This window comes from Plantactinospora sp. A48, assembly GCF_055793945.1.
In genome coordinates this window covers 140,844-158,979 of sequence record NZ_JBTIXF010000007.1, presented here as the reverse complement: position 1 = coordinate 158,979, position 18,136 = coordinate 140,844, and the positions used below count along the sequence as shown (strand labels likewise).

The following is an 18,136-nucleotide window of genomic DNA, read 5'->3' as shown; positions in this document are numbered from 1 at the left end:
ACGACACCCAACAGAAGGGGGAGGGGTGAGGGGAGGGGGAAAGAGACCCCCAACCATTCCGGGGGGGCGGGGGTCGGGGCGCCCCCCCCCCCCGAGGCCCATCGGCACTGGCAAGAGGCCGAGAACCTACTGGCCCGCTTCGATGACCTCCGGGCGGCGGCGCTTCGGCGCACGATCGCGGCTCGACTGGAGAACAGAGCCGGTCCGGCGGTACGGGAATGATCAGCCGACCCTGAGTGTCTGGGTCGCGCCCGTCTCCGCCTTCTGCGACTGGACGGCCTTCCATCCCACTGATCGCCAGCGGATGGGGTCATCCGGCGAAAGTTACCGCTTCTGGTCCAGGCTGCGACGAATGCTCGTCCTACCGAACGGTCCAGACCAGCGGTGTGCCGTCGTACGGCGAGTATTCGATCGAACTGGTGCGTGCCGTCGGAGGAAGCTCGAACGTCAGCCAGCCTCGCTTGCAGGCCCCTTTCCGAGGGGTGTCTATGGCGCTGACGACGTCGGTCAGATTCGGCAATCGCGCACCGACCTGCTTGTTCCAAAAGGAGTAGGCGCGGGATTGCTTGTCAACGACCTCGAAGTCGCTGACGTCAAACCCATAGCCGTCGGCGTTCACAGCACCGTTCGAGCAGACCTTGATGTCCACCACAGCAAACCGCATCCCCTTCGTGTGGATGTCGTTGGCCACCCGGTCCTGCGCCCGCACTGGGAAGTCGACGCTGTAGACAGTGACGTCACCCAACTCTGTTGCCTGCTTCTGACCCAGCTTTGGCTGGCCCGGCTCCGATGGAGTCGGGCTGGTGGTCGACGAGGGGGCAATGGACCGGCTCGCGGAGGGAGAAAGCGCAGTGCTAGCCGAAGTGGCCTCTGCGGACGGCGACGAACCACCGGCCGCTGGGGAGGCATCGTCACTGCACCCCGCAACGGCGGATACAGCGAACAAGGTGGCTAAAACGGTGAGAGGTCGCTTCATTTGTTGATGATGCGTGACGGCCCGACGTTCATCAGTCTGCTATCGGACTCGAAGCCTCCAGTACGCGCGGCCCAAATGGGTTGATCAGCCCGCCCGATCGGCCGATCCGTAGCACCACTGAGAGCGGTTCATGTCTCCGCTACGCCCACCACAGCAACTGGTCAAGCCACAACTCGGTCGTACCCAACTCCAGTGCAGCCCCTTGGGCGACAGCGAGACAGACGTGCGGGTCGTTCGGACAAGGAAAGCCCAATCGACGCAACGACTCGCGCACGCGTCCGTCCGGCTTCACGCTGTCTCCGCCGCATCGCATGCGGAGGTAGCAGAACAAGGCTAGTCCGATGCCTTTTACCGCCCCTACCCGTTCCTCGCATCGGAAGGCATGGCTAATCCCTGCGGTGCGTTCAGCCCACACCCGACATGCCTCGTCTTCGTTGTCGATACCTTCATCCCTTGCAAACGCCAGAAGGTTGTCCGCGACTGCGACCATCGTCTCTTGCTCCTCAGCTCTCAAGCCGAGGAGGGCTCGACCAGGAGGTGAGTCGACGAGCTGCCGAAGCTTGAGCCCTTGCTCCCTGAACGGCCGAACAGCGGGAACGATGCGCTTCTCATAGCTGCGCTGGCGGGACATCACCACGTCGATGACCATCGCGCCCCTCGCCCCGTCGTAGACCTGGCCATAACCGTTCGCTCTCACTGAAGCCGCTCCGCCGTGGACCTCCGCGATCGCCTTGAGATTCCCAACCAACCCCGACCAGCGGGAATGACCCCGAAGGGCTGCATGCATATCCGGAGAGCTGTCAGCCCGAAGGTGTCCCTGCATATGTTCAGCCTTACTCGCCACGCCATCCCTGGGTACCACTTTGAGGCCATCCCTGACGAGACGCGGGGATGATCGGCTGGGACCGTTCAGCGGGGTATCTGGCGGGCCAGGCGCACCAAGTCCACCCGATCACACGCGCCGGTGTGGCGATCCACGCTCTTTCGCCCAGTTCGAGACGGCCTCCCAGAGCACGGTTGGCAGGCGCGTCCGGCGTGGCGGGTCGGCCGCGACGAAGGCGCGATCAACCATGGTGATGAAGAAGTCCTCGGCCAGGTCGCCGGCCGTCACCGCGCCCCGCGCCGCTCGCGCCTTCCGCCAGAACAGGTACATGTCCCGGCTGGTCATCAGGTAGCCGAGCGCGCCACGCAGCTCGGCGAGTTCGATGGTGCCCGCCTCGTAGGCGACCTTCTGCAGGTTGAGGATGAGGTTGCAGTAATGGTCCTTCTTGGTCTGGGTTACCCCGCGACCGATGGGCGGCCACACCTCCCGAAGGTCACGGTCGTTGATCGCCATCTTGATCAGGTCGGTGTGCAGTAGCCGCACCACGAGCTCGATCTGCGGGTCAGCCACGGCGCGGCGCTACCAGTCGTCGAGCGCAGTCGCCGTCGTGGTCGGCCGGCAGCACGCAGCGCCGGCCGCCGGGCATCCGGGCGTCACAGAAGACCCGATGGCGTACGCCCAGGTTGTCCTCCTCGGACACGGTGGTCTCCCCCGGGTCGGTCTGGGGCAGGATCGCCGTCCACCGGGCCACCACCCGGGCCAACCGCCGTGCGGTCTCCACGTCGCCGGCCACCACCGGCAGGTGGATCACGTACCGGTCGCTCATCGGCGGTGCCTCCCGATCGGCCGCTGGTTCGATGGCGGCCGAGCCCGGCCAACCACCCGAGTAACCGTCTGCCGGTCCGGCCACGAGCGTGGACCGGCGTTGGGCCGCGCCGCCTGCCACTGGGCGGCGGCCAGGGCCGCGTGCAGCGCGGCCACCTCGTCGGCCACCCGGTCCAGGAACGCCACCACCGCCGCCGGATCCAGGCCCCGACACCCCCAGCGGGTACGCGGAAACTCCCACTGCCGGATCCGCTCCGGCGACAACCGGGGGTATCCGTTGTCGCCGGCCCACCGGTCCGTCACCGCCGCTTCTCCTCAGTGGAAGGGGTGGGCCCATCCGATCCCCTCGCCCGGACGGACCCACCCCGCCCTGCCACCGCAGCCCTCCTTGGCGGTACGGCATCAGGGCTGCTCTTGACCGGCTGACTGCCGGACCGCGCTGCGCGCTCGGTGCCCGAAGGTCGGTCGACCACGTCGACCACGGCCTCCCCCCGGCCGCAGGAACCACTTCCACCGCTTGGCCATCGCCCCTCCGCCCCAGCTCCCGCTGCCATCGCGACGCATCTGCGGTAGCCATCCTGTGACGCTCGGCTACTCAAATGCAACGTTCCAAGCGAGAAATGGCGTGGCGTGTATTGACTTTCTTTACCGGAATCCGTAGATGTTGCCTAGCACCGCTTGTAGTGGTTCCATCACGCAACGGAGAGGCTGCACATGTCCGAGGACATCGGTTCGACCGTGCCACGCCGGCAGCTCGGCCGGCTGCTCCGACAGTTCCGCACCGAGGCCGGCGTCACGCTCGACGCCGCCGCCGAAGCGCTCGAATACAGCCGGCAGAAGATCTGGCGGCTCGAATGCGGGCAGGGGCCGGTGCGGGTGCTGGACGTCAAGGCCATGTGCGAGCTGTACGACGTGTCCCCGGAGATGACCGAGGCAATGCGCGGCTTGGCCGCCGAGACCAAGTCGAAGGGCTGGTGGCACGCCTACGGCGACGCCGTCCCAAGCTGGTTCGAGCTGTACGTCGGCCTGGAGTCCGCCGCCGCCCACCTCCGCGAATACGAGGAAGCGCTGATCCCTGGGCTGCTACAAACCCGCGAGTACGCGCTGGGCCTGCTTCGCCGTAGTCCGATGAGTCCGGATGAGCGGGAGCGAATCGTCGAGGTGCGATTGCAGCGGCAAGCGTTACTCACCCGCCGGCTACCCAAGCCGCCACAGCTCAACGCCGTGCTGTCCGAGGCGGTGCTGCGCCGTACGGTGGTCAACCCCACGGTCATGGTCGGCCAGCTCGACCGACTGTTGGATGCGACTGAGCTGCCCAACGTGTCCATCCGGGTCGTGCCGCTCACGGCCGGTCCGCACCCGGGGGCGGTGGCGGGCTCTTTCGTCATCCTCGACTTTCCCGCGACGAAGGCGGGCCGAGCCGCTCCCGAACCGTCCGTGGTCTACAGCGAATCACTGACCGGCGCGCTCTACCTCGACAAGCCGGACGAGGTCACCGCATATCGCCGAGTCTGGACGGGCCTCGATGCACTGGCCCTAGATGAGGCACAATCGAAGGACATGATCAAGCAGATCCTCGGGGAGGCCCGGCATGACTGACCTGAGCGGCGCCCGTTGGCGCAAGAGCACCCGCAGCGGCGACAACGGCGGCAACTGCGTCGAGGTCGCCACCAACCTGATCGCCATCGTCGCCGTCCGCGACTCCAAGGACCCCGCCGGCCCCGCCCTCACCTTCCCCCCGTACGCTTGGACCCGATTCCTCGACTACGTTCCTGCAGCTACTCCTGCTCTAGCCGGGTCAAACAAGGCAGTCCCAGCGCTCGCGCGATGACGGCTACAAGAAACCATGAGACTGCCGATGTAGGCATTCCCTATGATATGAAGACCTCTCAGTCAACCGCCACACGAGGCGTCTCCGAGCAAATTTCAAACTCCTTTGATGATGTTCTTCCGCAACCACTCAGCTATCTCTAAAATGTCCGCCCGCAATACATCGCTTAACAGCATTAGCTGAATTCCCATCCTAGCAACTTCATCCAGACCCCCCACTTCGCGAGCAAGTTCCACGATCCAATCATGCAAATCCCACCCATCTAGCCGCTCCATAATAAGCTTAAGACGTTCTGCGCCGCCGAGATTTCCAGGCTCAAAGCTCGAGTAGGCTCCAGAACGCCATTCCATGAAGACTTCTCGAAGAACATCCTCTGGCGCCCCGGATCCCATCAAGTACGCAACATTCTCGGACCATGGCTGGCTCTTGGGCTTTTGATCCCCGTCGTACACGCCAAGAATCCTAAACCGGCTCGCGGTGGCCGCGTTGAGTTCTTGTAGCGCTCGACGGAGTCCTGATTCACCGTTAGCAACAGGACGAATATCAAGATTGTGCAGGAGTTCCGGTTCGGTCGCTCCCACCAGCGCCGACAAGACAGCTGCCGCGGCACGATCCTCGACTAGGGCGATCGTTGATACTCCTGGCCGGGACCCGAGATGGTACGCCACCTCAAGGGTAGACAGTTCACACCGTATGGAAGGACGCGGTAGAGACGATACAAGTACAATGTTCTGGGACGGCAGTCGCTCAAAGAACCCGGGCGAGTGGGTGGATACGACGATGCAGAGATCTTGTTCTGTCGCGGCCGCGATTATCACGTCGGCCAAATGTGTCTGAGAAAAGATTGCCAGATGGCTCTCTGGCTCCTCCAGAAGCACGATAGATCCCGCCGGAATGGCCGACAGTTTCCAAATGAGGTAGGCCGCTACCAGCTCACCTCTCCCCATATTTGATAGAGAATACTTGCACTCCATCGAAACCAACTCGGAGAAAGGAATAGCAATGTCATCTGAACTGAAAGCGGTTATTTCATAGACGGAAGCATCTGAGTAGTTTCGACGTAAAATGTAGGAAAGATTTTCTAGTTCGCTTCTACGGAAAGGCGCCGGATCGATCCCCTCAAGGAGATCGTACGGGTTAGAGTCCAGGCGAACCTGACGCAGGATTTCTTCAGTCTCGGCGGCTGGATTCACGTAGAACACGTCCGAGACAGGAAGAGCACGTCCGGCTTTGGTCTGGCAATCGTAACGAGCGGTATGTTCGATACCATTGTGGACGAGATCCAACTCCAATGAGCCCAGCCAGGGTGGCGGATCTGGGATACTTCGATGTAGATCCTCAGGCTCAGGAGCAAGGCATCGATAGAGCGCTCCGAGGAGAGTGGATTTTCCTGCCCCATTCCCCCCGGAAACGATCGTCAGGCCCGGCGAAAACACCAGACTTATCTGAGCGTCAGCTATCGTGATAAGCCGAGCGGTCGTGAGCCGGGTGGTATACGATTGCCGTCCAAGACGAGCCAGCCTTGCCTGCCTCTCCGCAAACCTCATAGCCATCCGTCGCCACCCCATGCCCGACTAGCAGTAAAGTTGGTGAGTACCTTTTCCGGGACTCGGACCAGCGATATATCCGTCCAGACATCCATAATGGGTTCGAGAAATTTTGGCAAGGGCTTCGGATTTGCATAGGCATAGAAAACCATCCAAGCGGTAAGGTCTCTAAGCAGGACAGAAGACACATCCGACACCCGGGATGTAGCACGATCATGGAATACTATGATAGGCGCCTCGAGCCCCGCGTTGAGCAGGTCAGACGTTCGGGCGAAGCGCCATTCCTCAATTGCCGTAATTGTTCCCTGGAGTTCTCGCCCAAGAACACCGAGCAGATTCTCCTTATGCAGCTTGGCTGCCATGCATAGCCAGGTATGGACCGTTGCCTTGTTAGGCTTGACCCTCTGCCCACTTTCCATCAGAGGCATTGCCAAAAGAAACTTAAGAGACTCCTCCGCCCTTAAAATAACTTCATCACTGAAGGGATCTGTTTGCCTGTAGCGAGTCGTAACCTTTAGCGAAGTTATTTTTTCAGCTAGAGTAGCTTGCTCAAGGGTAAGCAAGAAGCGCGACAGCAAGTCATCATATGCCATTCGGGCACCAGAGAAGCCGACCCTGTCCTGTGTCATTCCCGCTTTCTCGGCCCATTCCACTAAGGTCTTCACCTGGTTCCGAGCCGGACCGATGAACGCATTTCTCTTCTCTGCCTCCGTCAAGACCACCGGCTGATTCAACCGAAAGAACAGTTCATGAGGCTCATCCGGGGCGAAGTCATGCAGTTCGAATACGCGAATTGGGAACGCCTCGAATTCGTCCCGCACATCGATCGGCAACTGGCCAAAGCGCAGACCATCGAGCAACCCTAGTTCAGAGCTTTTGGGCTCTATGACGCCATCAACTGGATAGCTACCTTGGATGAAGTCACGGATAGCCGTCAAACGCTGTTGGCCATCCAGTACGTCGAACTTGCCTCCACCTTTAGCCACCAGATGGATTGGAGGAACATGCCACTTACGGAGAATAGTATCTATCAAGCGCTGCTTCTTGGGCGTGGACCATACCTCGCCCCTCTGGAAATCCGGTTGAAGATCGATTGTTTCCCGCTGAATCCGGCGAAATATTGTCGCGATATCGGGATCGCTAGTCTGGAAACGCAAAGGTGCTCCTTCGCAGGAGGCGCTGGACTGGGCTACTGATTGATACTCGGACACCCACAGACAGGTGGCCAATTTTTCTATTACATAACAGGGCAGCCTTTCGTCTAGACGTTTGCAACCTTCGCCCTTGGCCGCTCGACACCGAGGTAGGTGAACTCGGCGTCGAGGAGGTGGGTGAAGAATTGGGCGGGTGAGCCAGGAAAGCCGGGGCGTTCGTCGGCGTACCACTGGTGGAGCCAGGGTTCCAGTTCCGCGATGCCGGCGAGCAGCGGCAGTAGGCGTTCCGCGGGCCAGGCCGCCTGGGTCTTCCGGTCGAGGTAGACGGTGGCGAGCGCCTGGGCCTGCTGAAGATGGTCCCAGCCGGCCCAGCCCAGCAGGTCGGTGCCGTCACCGTCCCGGCCGGCCTTCGGGTAGGAGATGAACCGCTCCTTCGGCACGTCGAGCTTGCCGCGCGCCCGCCAGTAGGACGGTTTGAGGAAGTCTGCTGACGTGTACTTCGGCGGGACCGGGATCTGGATGCCCTCCTCCCCCTTGTCCTCCAGCCGTTGCAGCTCCCAGATCCGCTCCCATTGCGCCCGCTTGCGCAGCCCCGACGGCTTGTAGCGGTACACCGGCAGATACGGCACGTGTTCATCCGCGACGAGCTTGCTCAGCGTCTTGGTCAGGTCGTAGTCGTCCCGCCCGGCCCACAACTCCAGCACGACCCGGAAGTCCTCGTTGTGTCGCACCCGGTCGGCCAACTGCGCCACCGACTGCGGCACAGGACGGTCGCCCCACAGCTCCGGCGCCTCCAGCCGGTCGAGCAACCAGTCCCGCAACGCCTTAACCTGCATGGCGTCCCAGCCCTCGGTGGCCCACCGCCGCTTGCACTCCGGCCGCTCAATCAGCCCGATGTCTCGGTCCGACTCGATGATCTCGATCCGCCGCTCCACCAGCCGCCGATACTCCGCCGGCCAGTGCGCCGGCAGCTCTGTGATCGGCGTCGACCCGTGCCGCACGAACCACTGCGTCTCGACCTCGCCGGCCGCCATCTTCCGAGCCAGCACGATCTCGAACGCCCGCTCCCCCAGCTTCAGTTCGGGCGGCTCGGTCGTCGTCAGGTCCTCGTCGAGCAGCCCATAGAGCCGGTAGACCTCCCAGTCCAGCTCCTCCTGCGCCGCGATCATCTGCGCCCGAACCGACTCGTACTCGGCCCGTGCCGCCCGCAGCCGCTCCCGGGTCGGCACCCCAGACTCCGCGACCGCCACCGGGGTCAAGGGCGCAAGCCGCTGCGCCAGCGAATCGAGCAGTCGCGCCCGTTCCACCGGGTACGCCTCGGGCAGAGGAAACTCCTGCAACTTGGTACCGGTGAACTCGTAGAACCGTTCCCACTCCTGGGATTTGAAGCCTTCGTTAACTCCTTGGCTGCCTTTGTTGTGGCTGACCTGCTTGAGCCAGAAGCAGGTGGTCGAGCTGTTAAGCAATCCGAGCAGTCGCAGGTGATCGTCCTCCGTCGCCTCCTCCGGCAGCTTGATCACCGGCGCGTGCCTGTTGAACACCTTCCCGCCCCGGTCGAGGACAAAATGGTTATGCGTAGCAACGAATGCAAAGGAGATGGACATGGGCGTTCGCAGCCGACGTAAAGCAACTTGATGCCACTCCCACCAACTCCGGCCATCTTCCCGATAGGACAGCTTGGCGAAAGTCCGACGAGACCAGAGCGAGGTGCGGAATGGCCAAAGTCGCTTGAAGATGCCCGGGAAGCCACAGATATCGAGCAGGTGCCGGTCGTCGTAGAGGAAAATCGCCTGATCCCCCTCCGTCAAGACGAAGTCCCGGATCTCCTCGCCGGTTACGAACTGGCGGTAGGCGCTGCTTTCAACTTTCGCCCGACACATCTCCCGCCGAGATGCCAACATCGCGGCATCGGCGTTGGTCTGGCCGGTGTAGCCGATATGGTCGGTAACAGCGTTGAGGATCGAACCTGTGGACGCCATGGCGTCCACGATGGGCGAGGCACTGCCAGCCGACAGGCTCCAGGGATGAACTGCGATGTCCGTGCGCGGGATGTCCTTGACGACCACCCAGTCTGATACTGCGCCGGGCTGGTCGACCAGCGTCACAAGACTCAGCCAGACCGTGCCTTGGGCCGGATTCTTGGGTTCGGCGGGTTCGCCGCGGACGCCGAGGACTGCACGGATCTTCTCGGAGCGGCGGCGGGGGTTGGCGCGGCCGATGAGGATGACAGTGGGGGTTCCGTGGCCGGGGATGTAGGCGCCGGAGGTGTCGATGACCTCGGTCAGCTCAACCTTGTGCGCGAAGTAGTCCTCGATGAGCTTCTTGCCGAACTCGCGCTTCATGAAGGCGTTGCCGGTGATCTGCCCGACGTGCCCGGCGCCCTCGCCGTGCTCGTTGGACCCCTTGGCCAGGTCGAAGAGGCGTTTGGCGAACGGCACCGTCAGCGCGTACTGCCGGTGGCAGACGGTGGAGTACTCCTCGCGGTAGCGCTCATTCAGCGCCTTGTCCTTGACGGTGATGTAGGGCGGGTTGCCGACCACCACCGTGTACTGGCCTTCGCGCAGGTAGTCGACCAGCACGTCGGCGTCCTCAGTAACGTAAGCGAAGGCGTCCCGGCCCTCCTGCTCAGCCAGCAGGTCACCTTGATGCCGAGACTTCCGACCCCAGTGCAGTAGGGAGTCGCCGGTAGCCACCCGGACTGGCCAGGACGGAGTGCGTTCCAGTGACGTCAGCCCGCATTCCTTCATGGCCGCGATGAGCAGCCGGAACCGGGCGATCGCCACGGCGAACGGGTTGATGTCCACTCCGGTCACCTGGCCGAGGGCCCGTTCGACCAGCACCCGTGGATCGCCCATCGGCTCCCGGGTCCGCCACAGCCTCACCAGCCGGTCGAACGCACCAAGCAGGAAGTGCCCCGACCCACAGGTTGGGTCGATCACCTTGGTTTCAGCCAGCCCGAACTCGTCCACGGCAGGCTTGAACGTCCGGTCCAGGATGAACTCCTCGACGAACTCGGGCGTCTGGAGCAGCGCGTACGTCTTCTTGGCGTGCGTGGACAGGTCCTGGTAGATGTCCCCGAGGAACCGGGTGTCCAGGTCGTCCTTGCGGAGTGACACGTACCCGGGTCCGCGCCGGAAGAACTCGGAGAGCTTCTCGGCAGCCTCGCCACTGATGCCGAACCGCCAGATCGGGTTGTGCTCGTCGAAGATCTTCCCGGTGGCCCGCAACCCGCGCAGGTAACCGAACGCCTCCCGCAGCCACTCCCGGTCATTCTCTCGTGGGTTGTCGATCAGGAACTGCTGCCGGTGTTCCATGGCCCGTCCGACCGGCGCGGCCGGTTCGGGGCCACCGATCCAGAGCGGTTCGACCAGCGAGTTGTCCTCGCAGAAGCGGACGAAGACGCAGCCGAGCACCCAGGCGACGGCGGCCTGGTCGAGAACGTCCTCCAGCCAGGTTTCGAAGGTCGCCGCGGTACGGCTGGCGGAGGTGGCCTGGCCGTGTTCCTTCTCCAGCCCTGAGCGCAACTCCGAGTCCTGGCCGACCCGGTCCCGCAGGTCGTCGACGAGCATCGTCACCTGGGCCTGCAGCGCCTTGAGCGGGATCATCGGGGAGCTTTCCTTTCCGAAGCCGAGGCAGAAGTCGGCGACGGCGCCGATGCCAGGGCGGGGGTGATCCACTCGTCGGGCAGCCACATCGACTGGCCGGCCGGCGAGGTGAGCGGGAGTTGGACGTGGTCGAGCATGGCGGGCGTCTCTCGTCGGGCCGGCACCAGCAGCAGCCGGGCCGCCGGTCGGGGTCGGGTGGGGTCGGCCAGTTCCTGGATGAGGGTGAGCTGCCCGTACCGGGCCAACGGCGCGGCCTCGGTGAGCAGCACCGGCCGGTCCGCCGTCGCGATGGCGTCCCGGACCGCCGGTACGACGTCGTGCCGCACCAACTCGACCAGGCTGCGGAAGTCGGCGTCGGCGGCCTGGCCGTTGTCGGCGGCCACGATGGCCTCCCACGGGAAGCCCTGCGAGCGCAGCCGATCCAGCAGGATCGCGGTGACGTCCACCTCGGCGAGGTCGAACCTCGACAGCAGGGCCCGCCGGGCCGCGCCGAGCCGGCGAATGGGTGCGAGCAGCACCAGGAACGCCCGGCGGTCGAGCGCGCCGGCCAGCCGGGACTGGGTCTCGGCGGCGGCGTCCGGGCCGAGGATCGGGCCTGCGGTGCTGGCCAGCCGGGTGCCGGTGACCGACGAGCTGAGCCCGGGTGGGGCGTACCGGCCGGCCGCCGGATCCCAGGTCAGCGACACCTCGCGGAGCAGTCCGTCCAGCGCGGGCCGGGGCGGCAGTGGCAGCGCTCGGGGAAACCGGGTGCGGACTCTGGTGCGTACCGCGTCGGGGTCGAGATTCTTCTGGCCGAGCAGCGCGCCCACCGCGAGTCGCAGCGCGCGCTCGGCGGGCATCCCGGCGGGGTAGAGCTGGCCCTGGGGGTTGACGTCGACCTCGCCGTTGCTGCCGGCGGCGGCGAGCTGCAGCAGCCGCAGGTCGGTCGGCGCGGGCATCCCGGCCGGCGGGTCGGCGACGGCCCGCAGTTCCTCGACGGCGCGTTGCCGGGTGGGCAGCGGGTCGGCGGCGGCGAGCGTGACCGCGTGCCGGCCGAGCTGGACCACGTACTCCAGCAGCGCTGCGGCGGTGGTCTCGGTGGTCGGGTCGTCGGGTTCCCGGCCGACCAGGACGGCGTCGGAGGTCCGGAACCGGTGGATGGCGACCCGGGCGTCGCCACCGCGAGCCAGCTCGGTCTCGACGGCGGCCCGGACCAGGCCGATGGCCTGGGCGGTACGTCTCGGTTCGGCGGAGTAGGAGCCGCGTGCCGCGATCAGCGCCTCGGCGATCTCCTCGGCGGACATCACCCCGCCCCGGGCGTCCAGCAGCGCGACGATCTCGTCGCGGACCAGCAGCAGCGCGAGATTGCCGGCCCAGTCCTTGACGAAACGGCGCAGCAGCGCGGACAACTGCGGTTGCAGCTTGCCGACCGCCTTCGCCGCGTCGCCCTGGGACGGCCAGCGCAGGAACCGGCCGTCCTCGGTGGCGCCCTGGCCGAGCAGGATCCGCAGGGCGTCGCGCTGCCAGCCGGTCCGGCCGCCGGGTGCCGGCAGCAGGCTCGCGCACAGCGCCTCGACGCCCTGCGCGAGCGGGCGGTCGGGGGCGTCCGCCGGCGGCTGGAAGCCACCGTCGGCGGTGAGCTGGTCCCGCAGCACCCGGGTGCGGGCCAGAATTTCCTTGCGGGTGGCGTCGGGCACGCCCTTCGCGCGGGTCAGGGCCGACGGTTCGGCGTCGAGCAGCTCGCCGACGGTGAGGATGCCGAGCCGGTCCAGCGCCGAGCGGGCCCGCGCGGTGAGCCCGGCCACCTCCAGCGGGGAGGTGCGGGTCAGCGGCACCTCGGCGCCGGTGTGGTCGGTGACGGCCGGCGGTTCGGGGATCTCCCGGAAGATGGCCCGCCAGGCGTCGAGCATGTCGTCGACGGTGTCGTAGCGGGCGGCGGCGTCCCGGGCGAGGGCCTTGCGGAAGAGCCCGACGAGCCGGTCGGCGACCGACTGGTCGAACACGGCCGGGTCGAGGGTCACCTCGTCGGTGACCACCGCCGGGTTGGCGCCACCGGCCCACCGGGGCAGGGTGCCGGTGGCCATCTCGTACAGGGTGACGGCGGCGGCGAACCGTTCGGCGGCGGCGTCGTAGCGCATCCGGCGCGGCGGCCCGAGGAACGGGTCGAGGTAGGCGACGGTGCCGGCGGTCAGCTCGGTGGCCGGCACGGCGGCCAGGGAGAAGTCGAAGATGCACAGGTGCGGCTGTTTGTCCTTGGGCCGGGGCCGGGCCGCCAGGTTGGCCGGCTTGATGTCCCGATGCCACACGCCCTGGCCGTCCAGGAACGCGACGATCTCCAGCAGGTCCCGGCCGTACCGTTCGAGCATCTCCAGGCCGAGCCGGCCGCCGCGCAGGTCCTCGGCGAGGGTCTGCGTACCGGCGCTCTCCAGCAGCAGCGCGGTGCGCTGGCCGACCTTGATCGTGCCCTCTTCCACCAGGGCGGCCACCCGGGAGTCGCGCAGCTTGGCCACGGCCGCGGCCTCGGCGGCGAACCGGTCGGCGAACTGCTCGTCACGGGCCACCTTGAGCACCAGTTCGCGGCTGCCCTCCGGGGTGTCCTGCCGGACCAGCAGGGCGGTCGCGGTGGCGCCGGTGCCGAGCCGGGTGAGCACGGTCAGGCCGTTGTCCAGCACGTCGCCGCGGTGCGCCTGCAGCGGATCGAGCACCGGGTCCGGCTCGGGGGCTGTCAGCTCGTCCCAGGCCAGCTCCAGCCAGGTGCGGAACTCGGTGACCCGACCCGTGCGGTCCGCCGGGTTGCCCCGGGTGGCGTCGTAGACGGCGTTGATGAGCGCGTCCGGCATGCCGTCGGCCACCGCGTCCAGGTGCAGACCGCCGCCGTCGGCGACGGCCGCCACCAGCTCCTCGGCGGTCGCGGCCGGTTCGGCACCGGTGAAGATCCGGTACGCGAGCGCGCCGAGCGAGAACACGTCGAGTTGCGGGCCGGGCAGGTCGTCCAGGGTGGCCGCCTCGGGCGCCTGGTAGCGGCGGACGCTGTCGTCGAAGAACAGTTCCAGGCTGGCCGGGTCGGTGGCCGCGCCGGTGCGGGTGATCCGGGTGCTGGCCAGCCGGCCGCCGGTCTGCCAGTCGGTCACCACCAGGGACGGGCGGGGCTTCTCCGGGTCGGTGACGAAGATGGCCCGGGGGTGCAGGGCCCGGTGCGACAGCCTGCGGGAGTGCGCGTAGTCGACGATCTCGGCGAGGTCCTGCACCAGTTGCAGCCGCTGGGCGAGCTGGAGCTTGCCGTCGCGTTCGGCGAGCCACTGGTCCAGGCGTACCCAGTCGGGGTGGTGGTCGAAGACGACCGCCGGCCCCCACGGGTGGTCGACCAGGTCGAGCGCCCGGGCGATGCCCGGGTGGTGGATGCCCTGCAGCAGCCGGAACTCGCGCTCCGCCGCACGTTTGATCGCCGGTACGTCCTCCTCGGCGGCCCGACTGGCCAGGTAGAAGCGGATCCGGCGCAGCAGGCCGGTCTCCATGGTGTGGTCGGCGAGGAAATCCTGCCAGCCCAGCCCTTCGGCGAACGGCCGCTGGTGCAGCACGAGCTGGTTGATCCGGCGGTCCGCCACGGACGGGCGGAGATTCGCGCCGCGTACGAGTTCGACGATCTGCCGGGCCCGGACGGCATCGACCCGGTTGCGCGGGTTGTCGGGACGGTCGGTGAGCAGTTCCTTCAGGCTTGCCAGGTTGGTGGCGGTGGTACGCCCGTCGGGGCCGTAGACGTGCTGCCGGCCGATATCGTCCAGCGTGGACCGGGTACCGGGTGCGTGCAGAAAGATCGCGGCGTGGACGTATGGGATGGGGGTGCCGGAGCGGGCGTACCGTTTGAGCAGGCCGCGCAGCCGCTTGGCCTTGCGGTTGGCCAGCAGTAGCGGGTTGTCCGTGACGAACGGTCGCCTGGTCGGCCCGGTGCGCCGGACCCAGTGCGTGCCGTTGCCGCCGATGTCGCCGTGCCAGTGCTTCAGCTCCAGCAGGTAGAGCCCGCTGGGGGTGAGCACGAGTGCGTCGACCTCGTTGATCGACCCGTCGTCGGCGACGAACTCGACGTTCGCCCAGACGTGGTACGGCTCGCCGTCCGGCAGGTACGACGCCAGCTCGCGCAGGCCGTCCTTTTCCTTTTCGAACGCGCTGGGATTGAGCTGCTCCCAGCGCGGCGAATCCTCACGCATTCCTGACCGCTCTCCCAGGTGCCCAACTGTTCGCGGCCCCGAACGGTACTTGCGTTGCGAAGAACGGGACAGGTCCGGTCGGTCAGGAGTATCTACAGTGGATTCGACTCGTTCGTCCCATTGACGACCTGGACCACCGTTGACTTGCGCAGATGCGGCGCGCGGGTCGATTGTGAGGGACACCGCCATCGATACGTCCGATATCCGACAAGACCCCGCCGCTGCGCCATCGGCTCCTCGATACCGTGTGGACAGGGCACCGGCTCCGGTTGCGCGGGTGTGAGAGATTTCCAGCGTGGGAGACGGGGAGGCGCCGCGCAGCGCGCCGTTCGGGTTGAGCTATCTGGTGGCGCTGGGCTGGTACGTCACCCTGTCCGTGGCGGTCGTCGCCGGCGATGCCGGGATACCGGCGGAACCCCGGCGGGACTGCTCGGCGATGTTCAGTTGCCTGACCGGCCAGGAGGAGTTCCGCCTGCTGCTGATGGTCATGGTGGTCGCGGGCGTACCGGTCTCCCTGGGCCTGCTGGTCGTCACGCTGATCGTCAGCGGGCTGCTCGCACGGCGCGTACCCTCGGCCTTCTTCATCGGCAGCCTGTCGGCGCTCAGCGGCGTCGCCCTGGTGGTCGCGGTCGTGGCGGCCCGGCTGGCGGCCCGATGAGGCGCGTCGGCTTCGGCATCGGGTTCTGCCTTTGGCTCTACGGCGTACCGTTCCTGCTCATCGTGGGGCTGATCCGGCGCGTGTCACCCTATCTGGACAACCATCCCTCCGCGTACCGGTTCAGCGCCACCACCGACGCCATCCTGATCACGGCCCTGGTGTTGAACGGCGTGCTGCCGCTGGCCGGGGTGGGGCTCGCCCGGTTGGCCCGGGACCGGTACTGGACGCAGCACTTCGCCTGGTCCCTGTCGGGCGCGGCGCTGATCTACGCGGTTGTCCTGCTCATCGCGGGCTCGACCACCGCGCCCCTGATCGGCCCGACGGACGACAGACCGGTGCCACCGACGCACTGCGTCGCCCGCAGCGGCGGCCACGGCTGCCTCGGCGGCTGACCGCCGCCGGGGCAGCCACAAAACCTCGGCGGGCGCTATTTGGGCGCCGAGCAGGCCAACGGCCGACTGAGATGCAGTGCGGGGCGACCCGGGTGTCCTGGGACAACTGCCAGACGGTGGCGCGGCGCGAGCCAGGGCCTATCCCCGACCGCGGCCCTGCGCAGGCTCCTCGTACCGGATCTCCACCGCGCGGACCGGCCTGACCAGGCCAGCGAGGAAGTCCCGGGTCTCCGGATCCGTCGAGTGGATGACCGTGCCGCGCATCCCACGGGTCAGCAGCACCTTGTAGGTGTTGCGGATCAGCCGGTCGGCCTCGTCGTCGCTGACCCGCTTACGGCTGCGCAGCTCCGGGTCCTTCGACTCGTCGCGCCGGGTCACCAGCCGCCCGTCGCGGGCCACCAGATCGGGTCCGATGATGACCCCGGACCAGTCGTACTCGAAGCCCTGTGCGGTGTAGACGCAGCCGACCTGGCCGAAGCCGTTCGGGTCGGTGGCCCAGTAGGCGCTGCCCGGCGCGTCGCCCACGCTGCGGTCGCTCTTGACGTTCCACGGCCGGGCCCAGTCGCCGACCACCACGTCCGGGACCAGCGTGCCGTCGGGGCGGGGGTCGCTCCACGGCCAGCAGTAGCCGGCGGACATCCGCGCGTTCTCCCCCGGATCGCCCGGCCCGCTCGCCGAACGCTGCCGACCGCGTAGGAAGCTTTCGAGCTGCTCCGGCGAGTCGGCCAGCCGCAGGTCGAACCGGCCGTCCCCGGCCCACGCGACCGGCTCGCCGCCGTCGAGGCCGAGCAGGTCCAGGACCCATTGTTCGTACGCCTCGCTGCCGCCGCACCGGAACTGGTCGTGCAGCGAGACGACCTCGACCTCGATGCCCAGCTTGTCCGCGTACGCCGAGATGACCTCGACGTTGCCCAGCTCTCCCGGCCGGACGACCTGGTGCTCGTCGAGCAGGAACACCGGCACCCGGGCGACCGAGATCAGCTCGTCGAGCTGCGGCCGGGCCCGGTCGCGGAGGGCCTTCCGGGTGTACCGGTTGACCGACGTCTCGCGGATCCGGTGCGCCTCGTCGCAGAGCAGCACCTCGATGTCGTTGGTGTCGGCGTCCATGAAGCTGTTGAAGTACTTGAACAGCCCCTGCAGTCTGGTCGAGCCTCGGCCCGCGTACCGGCGCAGGGTCTGGGTGAACGACCGGGAGCCGGTCGCGTGCAGCACCGTGCGGTTACGCCGGGCCAGCTCGCCCAGCACGGACAGCGCGATGACGCTCTTGCCACTGCCGGGCCCGCCGGCCACCACCACGGCCCGCTTGTGGTTGGCCGTCCGGGCCCGCTCCACCGCGTGCAACACCAGCTCGTACGCCACGTGCTGCTCGTCGAGCAGCCGGAAGTGGGACCGGTCCTTCAGTTCACTCGCGGCGACCGACAGCAGTTGCCGGCTGGGCCGTACCGCGCTGCTGAGGAACCGGTCGGCGGCCAGCGCGTTGGCCGGGGCCGACGCCACCGCGAACCGGGAACGGAGGTAGTCGAGCCACTGCCCGCGACGCTGCCCGGTGAACAGCCGGCTCTGTTCGGTCACCGGCCGGGCCAGCAGGTCCGCCACGTCCCGGTCGACGGCGTTGTGCAGGTACGCGGCGCCACGCAGCGGGCTGCTCCGATGGCTTCCGGCCGATTCGAGGATCCCGAGGAAGTCTGCGAGATATCCGCAGTAGTCGGCGACCTGGATGCCTGGATGCAGCCGGGGCCCGGTGGCGTGTTCGACCGCCACCAGGGTGTCGGAGTCCTCGTACGCGGTGGCGTAGGACCACTGTTTCAGCTCGACCACCAGGTACGAGTCGTCACCGGTCCGCGGGTCGGTGCCGGCGATGACCGCGTCGATCCGGCGACTGGTCAGCGGGAGCTGGTATTCCACCAGCACCTCGACGTCGCCGAGGCCGGCGTCGATCAGATCCTGGGCCAGTACGGGCAGGCTGCGCTGCCAGGAACGCCGTTCGGCGGGACTCACGCCGTGCCGCCGGGCCCACAGGTGCTCGGCGATCTGGTCGGCGAGGGTGCCGTCCCGACCGAGCTGCGACAGGTTGCGGGCAGACTTGCGGAACGCCGACATCGACAGGTGCCCCCGGGCAGCACGAAATGATCGTGCGGATG

General features: G+C 66.8%; 14 protein-coding genes and 1 pseudogene. 4 read left to right on the top strand and 11 right to left on the bottom strand.

Annotated elements, in window-relative coordinates; translation table 11 throughout:
• Positions 1 to 361: 361 nt before the first annotated feature.
• From ACXN5W_RS06385 to ACXN5W_RS06365, 5 genes are all read right to left on the bottom strand, one after another.
• Positions 362 to 976 (bottom strand): DUF4352 domain-containing protein, encoded by a 615-nt coding sequence (locus ACXN5W_RS06385; protein ID WP_473157203.1) that lies wholly within the window; start codon positions 974 to 976, stop codon positions 362 to 364.
• A 139-nt stretch (positions 977 to 1,115) separates the two neighbouring features.
• Positions 1,116 to 1,625, bottom strand: a complete 510-nt coding sequence (locus ACXN5W_RS06380) for a hypothetical protein (RefSeq protein ID WP_473157202.1) — start codon at positions 1,623 to 1,625, stop codon at positions 1,116 to 1,118.
• A gap of 303 nt (positions 1,626 to 1,928) precedes the next feature.
• Positions 1,929 to 2,369, bottom strand: coding sequence for a DUF6082 family protein (locus ACXN5W_RS06375; protein WP_473157201.1), 441 nt, complete (start codon positions 2,367 to 2,369; stop codon positions 1,929 to 1,931).
• Positions 2,362 to 2,625, bottom strand: a complete 264-nt coding sequence (locus ACXN5W_RS06370; protein WP_473157200.1) for a hypothetical protein — start codon at positions 2,623 to 2,625, stop codon at positions 2,362 to 2,364. Before ACXN5W_RS06370 ends, ACXN5W_RS06375 begins: the two co-directional genes overlap by 8 nt.
• On the bottom strand, positions 2,622 to 2,927 hold the full coding sequence (locus ACXN5W_RS06365) for a DivIVA domain-containing protein (RefSeq protein ID WP_473157199.1): 306 nt from the start codon (positions 2,925 to 2,927) through the stop codon (positions 2,622 to 2,624). Before ACXN5W_RS06365 ends, ACXN5W_RS06370 begins: the two co-directional genes overlap by 4 nt.
• Before the next feature lie 411 nt (positions 2,928 to 3,338).
• Here ACXN5W_RS06365 and ACXN5W_RS06360 point away from each other — a divergent pair, with 411 nt between their 5' ends.
• A complete protein-coding gene (locus ACXN5W_RS06360; protein WP_473157198.1) occupies positions 3,339 to 4,223 on the top strand; it encodes a helix-turn-helix domain-containing protein in 885 nt (294 codons plus the stop codon).
• Entirely contained in the window at positions 4,216 to 4,455 is a 240-nt protein-coding gene (locus ACXN5W_RS06355; protein WP_473157197.1) for a DUF397 domain-containing protein, read from the top strand. The genes ACXN5W_RS06360 and ACXN5W_RS06355 overlap by 8 nt, the downstream gene beginning before the upstream one ends.
• A gap of 95 nt (positions 4,456 to 4,550) precedes the next feature.
• Here the strand turns inward: ACXN5W_RS06355 and ACXN5W_RS06350 are convergent, their stop codons facing one another.
• The 5 genes and pseudogenes from ACXN5W_RS06350 to pglW all read right to left on the bottom strand — a co-directional run bounded on the left by ACXN5W_RS06350 (position 4,551) and on the right by pglW (position 14,945).
• A complete protein-coding gene (locus tag ACXN5W_RS06350; protein WP_473157213.1) occupies positions 4,551 to 5,741 on the bottom strand; it encodes an AAA family ATPase in 1,191 nt (396 codons plus the stop codon).
• A gap of 57 nt (positions 5,742 to 5,798) precedes the next feature.
• A pseudogene (locus ACXN5W_RS06345) lies at positions 5,799 to 6,002 on the bottom strand (ATP-binding protein); the annotation flags it as partial.
• Positions 5,999 to 7,159: a DUF262 domain-containing protein gene (locus ACXN5W_RS06340; RefSeq protein ID WP_473157196.1), complete on the bottom strand. Its 1,161-nt coding sequence runs from the start codon at positions 7,157 to 7,159 to the stop codon at positions 5,999 to 6,001. The gene ACXN5W_RS06340 and the pseudogene ACXN5W_RS06345, both read right to left, overlap by 4 nt.
• A gap of 104 nt (positions 7,160 to 7,263) precedes the next feature.
• Positions 7,264 to 10,761 (bottom strand): BREX-2 system adenine-specific DNA-methyltransferase PglX, encoded by a 3,498-nt coding sequence (gene pglX / locus ACXN5W_RS06335; RefSeq protein ID WP_473157195.1) that lies wholly within the window; start codon positions 10,759 to 10,761, stop codon positions 7,264 to 7,266.
• Positions 10,758 to 14,945 (bottom strand): BREX system serine/threonine kinase PglW, encoded by a 4,188-nt coding sequence (pglW, locus tag ACXN5W_RS06330; protein WP_473157194.1) that lies wholly within the window; start codon positions 14,943 to 14,945, stop codon positions 10,758 to 10,760. The genes pglX and pglW overlap by 4 nt, the downstream gene beginning before the upstream one ends.
• A gap of 295 nt (positions 14,946 to 15,240) precedes the next feature.
• On the opposite strand from pglW, the gene ACXN5W_RS06325 reads away from it, so the two are divergent.
• Complete coding sequence (locus ACXN5W_RS06325) at positions 15,241 to 15,603, top strand: hypothetical protein (RefSeq protein WP_473157193.1); 363 nt, start codon at positions 15,241 to 15,243, stop codon at positions 15,601 to 15,603.
• On the top strand, positions 15,600 to 15,995 hold the full coding sequence (locus ACXN5W_RS06320; RefSeq protein ID WP_473157192.1) for a hypothetical protein: 396 nt from the start codon (positions 15,600 to 15,602) through the stop codon (positions 15,993 to 15,995). The genes ACXN5W_RS06325 and ACXN5W_RS06320 overlap by 4 nt, the downstream gene beginning before the upstream one ends.
• 138 nt (positions 15,996 to 16,133) lie before the next feature.
• Here ACXN5W_RS06320 and ACXN5W_RS06315 read toward each other — a convergent pair whose 3' ends face one another.
• On the bottom strand, positions 16,134 to 18,095 hold the full coding sequence (locus ACXN5W_RS06315; RefSeq protein WP_473157191.1) for a DNA/RNA helicase domain-containing protein: 1,962 nt from the start codon (positions 18,093 to 18,095) through the stop codon (positions 16,134 to 16,136).
• Positions 18,096 to 18,136: the final 41 nt, after the last annotated feature.

What these genes read in the sequence shown, in the direction of transcription:
- ACXN5W_RS06385 (WP_473157203.1), bottom strand. Translation starts at nt 976, where the DNA reads ATGAAGCGACCTCTCACCGTTTTAGCCACCTTGTTCGCTGTATCCGCC.
- ACXN5W_RS06380 (WP_473157202.1), bottom strand. Translation starts at nt 1,625, where the DNA reads ATGGTCATCGACGTGGTGATGTCCCGCCAGCGCAGCTATGAGAAGCGC.
- ACXN5W_RS06370 (WP_473157200.1), bottom strand. Translation starts at nt 2,625, where the DNA reads ATGAGCGACCGGTACGTGATCCACCTGCCGGTGGTGGCCGGCGACGTG.
- ACXN5W_RS06360 (WP_473157198.1), top strand. Translation starts at nt 3,339, where the DNA reads ATGTCCGAGGACATCGGTTCGACCGTGCCACGCCGGCAGCTCGGCCGG.
- ACXN5W_RS06355 (WP_473157197.1), top strand. Translation starts at nt 4,216, where the DNA reads ATGACTGACCTGAGCGGCGCCCGTTGGCGCAAGAGCACCCGCAGCGGC.
- pglX (WP_473157195.1), bottom strand. Translation starts at nt 10,761, where the DNA reads ATGATCCCGCTCAAGGCGCTGCAGGCCCAGGTGACGATGCTCGTCGAC.
- pglW (WP_473157194.1), bottom strand. Translation starts at nt 14,945, where the DNA reads ATGCGTGAGGATTCGCCGCGCTGGGAGCAGCTCAATCCCAGCGCGTTC.
- ACXN5W_RS06320 (WP_473157192.1), top strand. Translation starts at nt 15,600, where the DNA reads ATGAGGCGCGTCGGCTTCGGCATCGGGTTCTGCCTTTGGCTCTACGGC.
- ACXN5W_RS06315 (WP_473157191.1), bottom strand. Translation starts at nt 18,095, where the DNA reads ATGTCGGCGTTCCGCAAGTCTGCCCGCAACCTGTCGCAGCTCGGTCGG.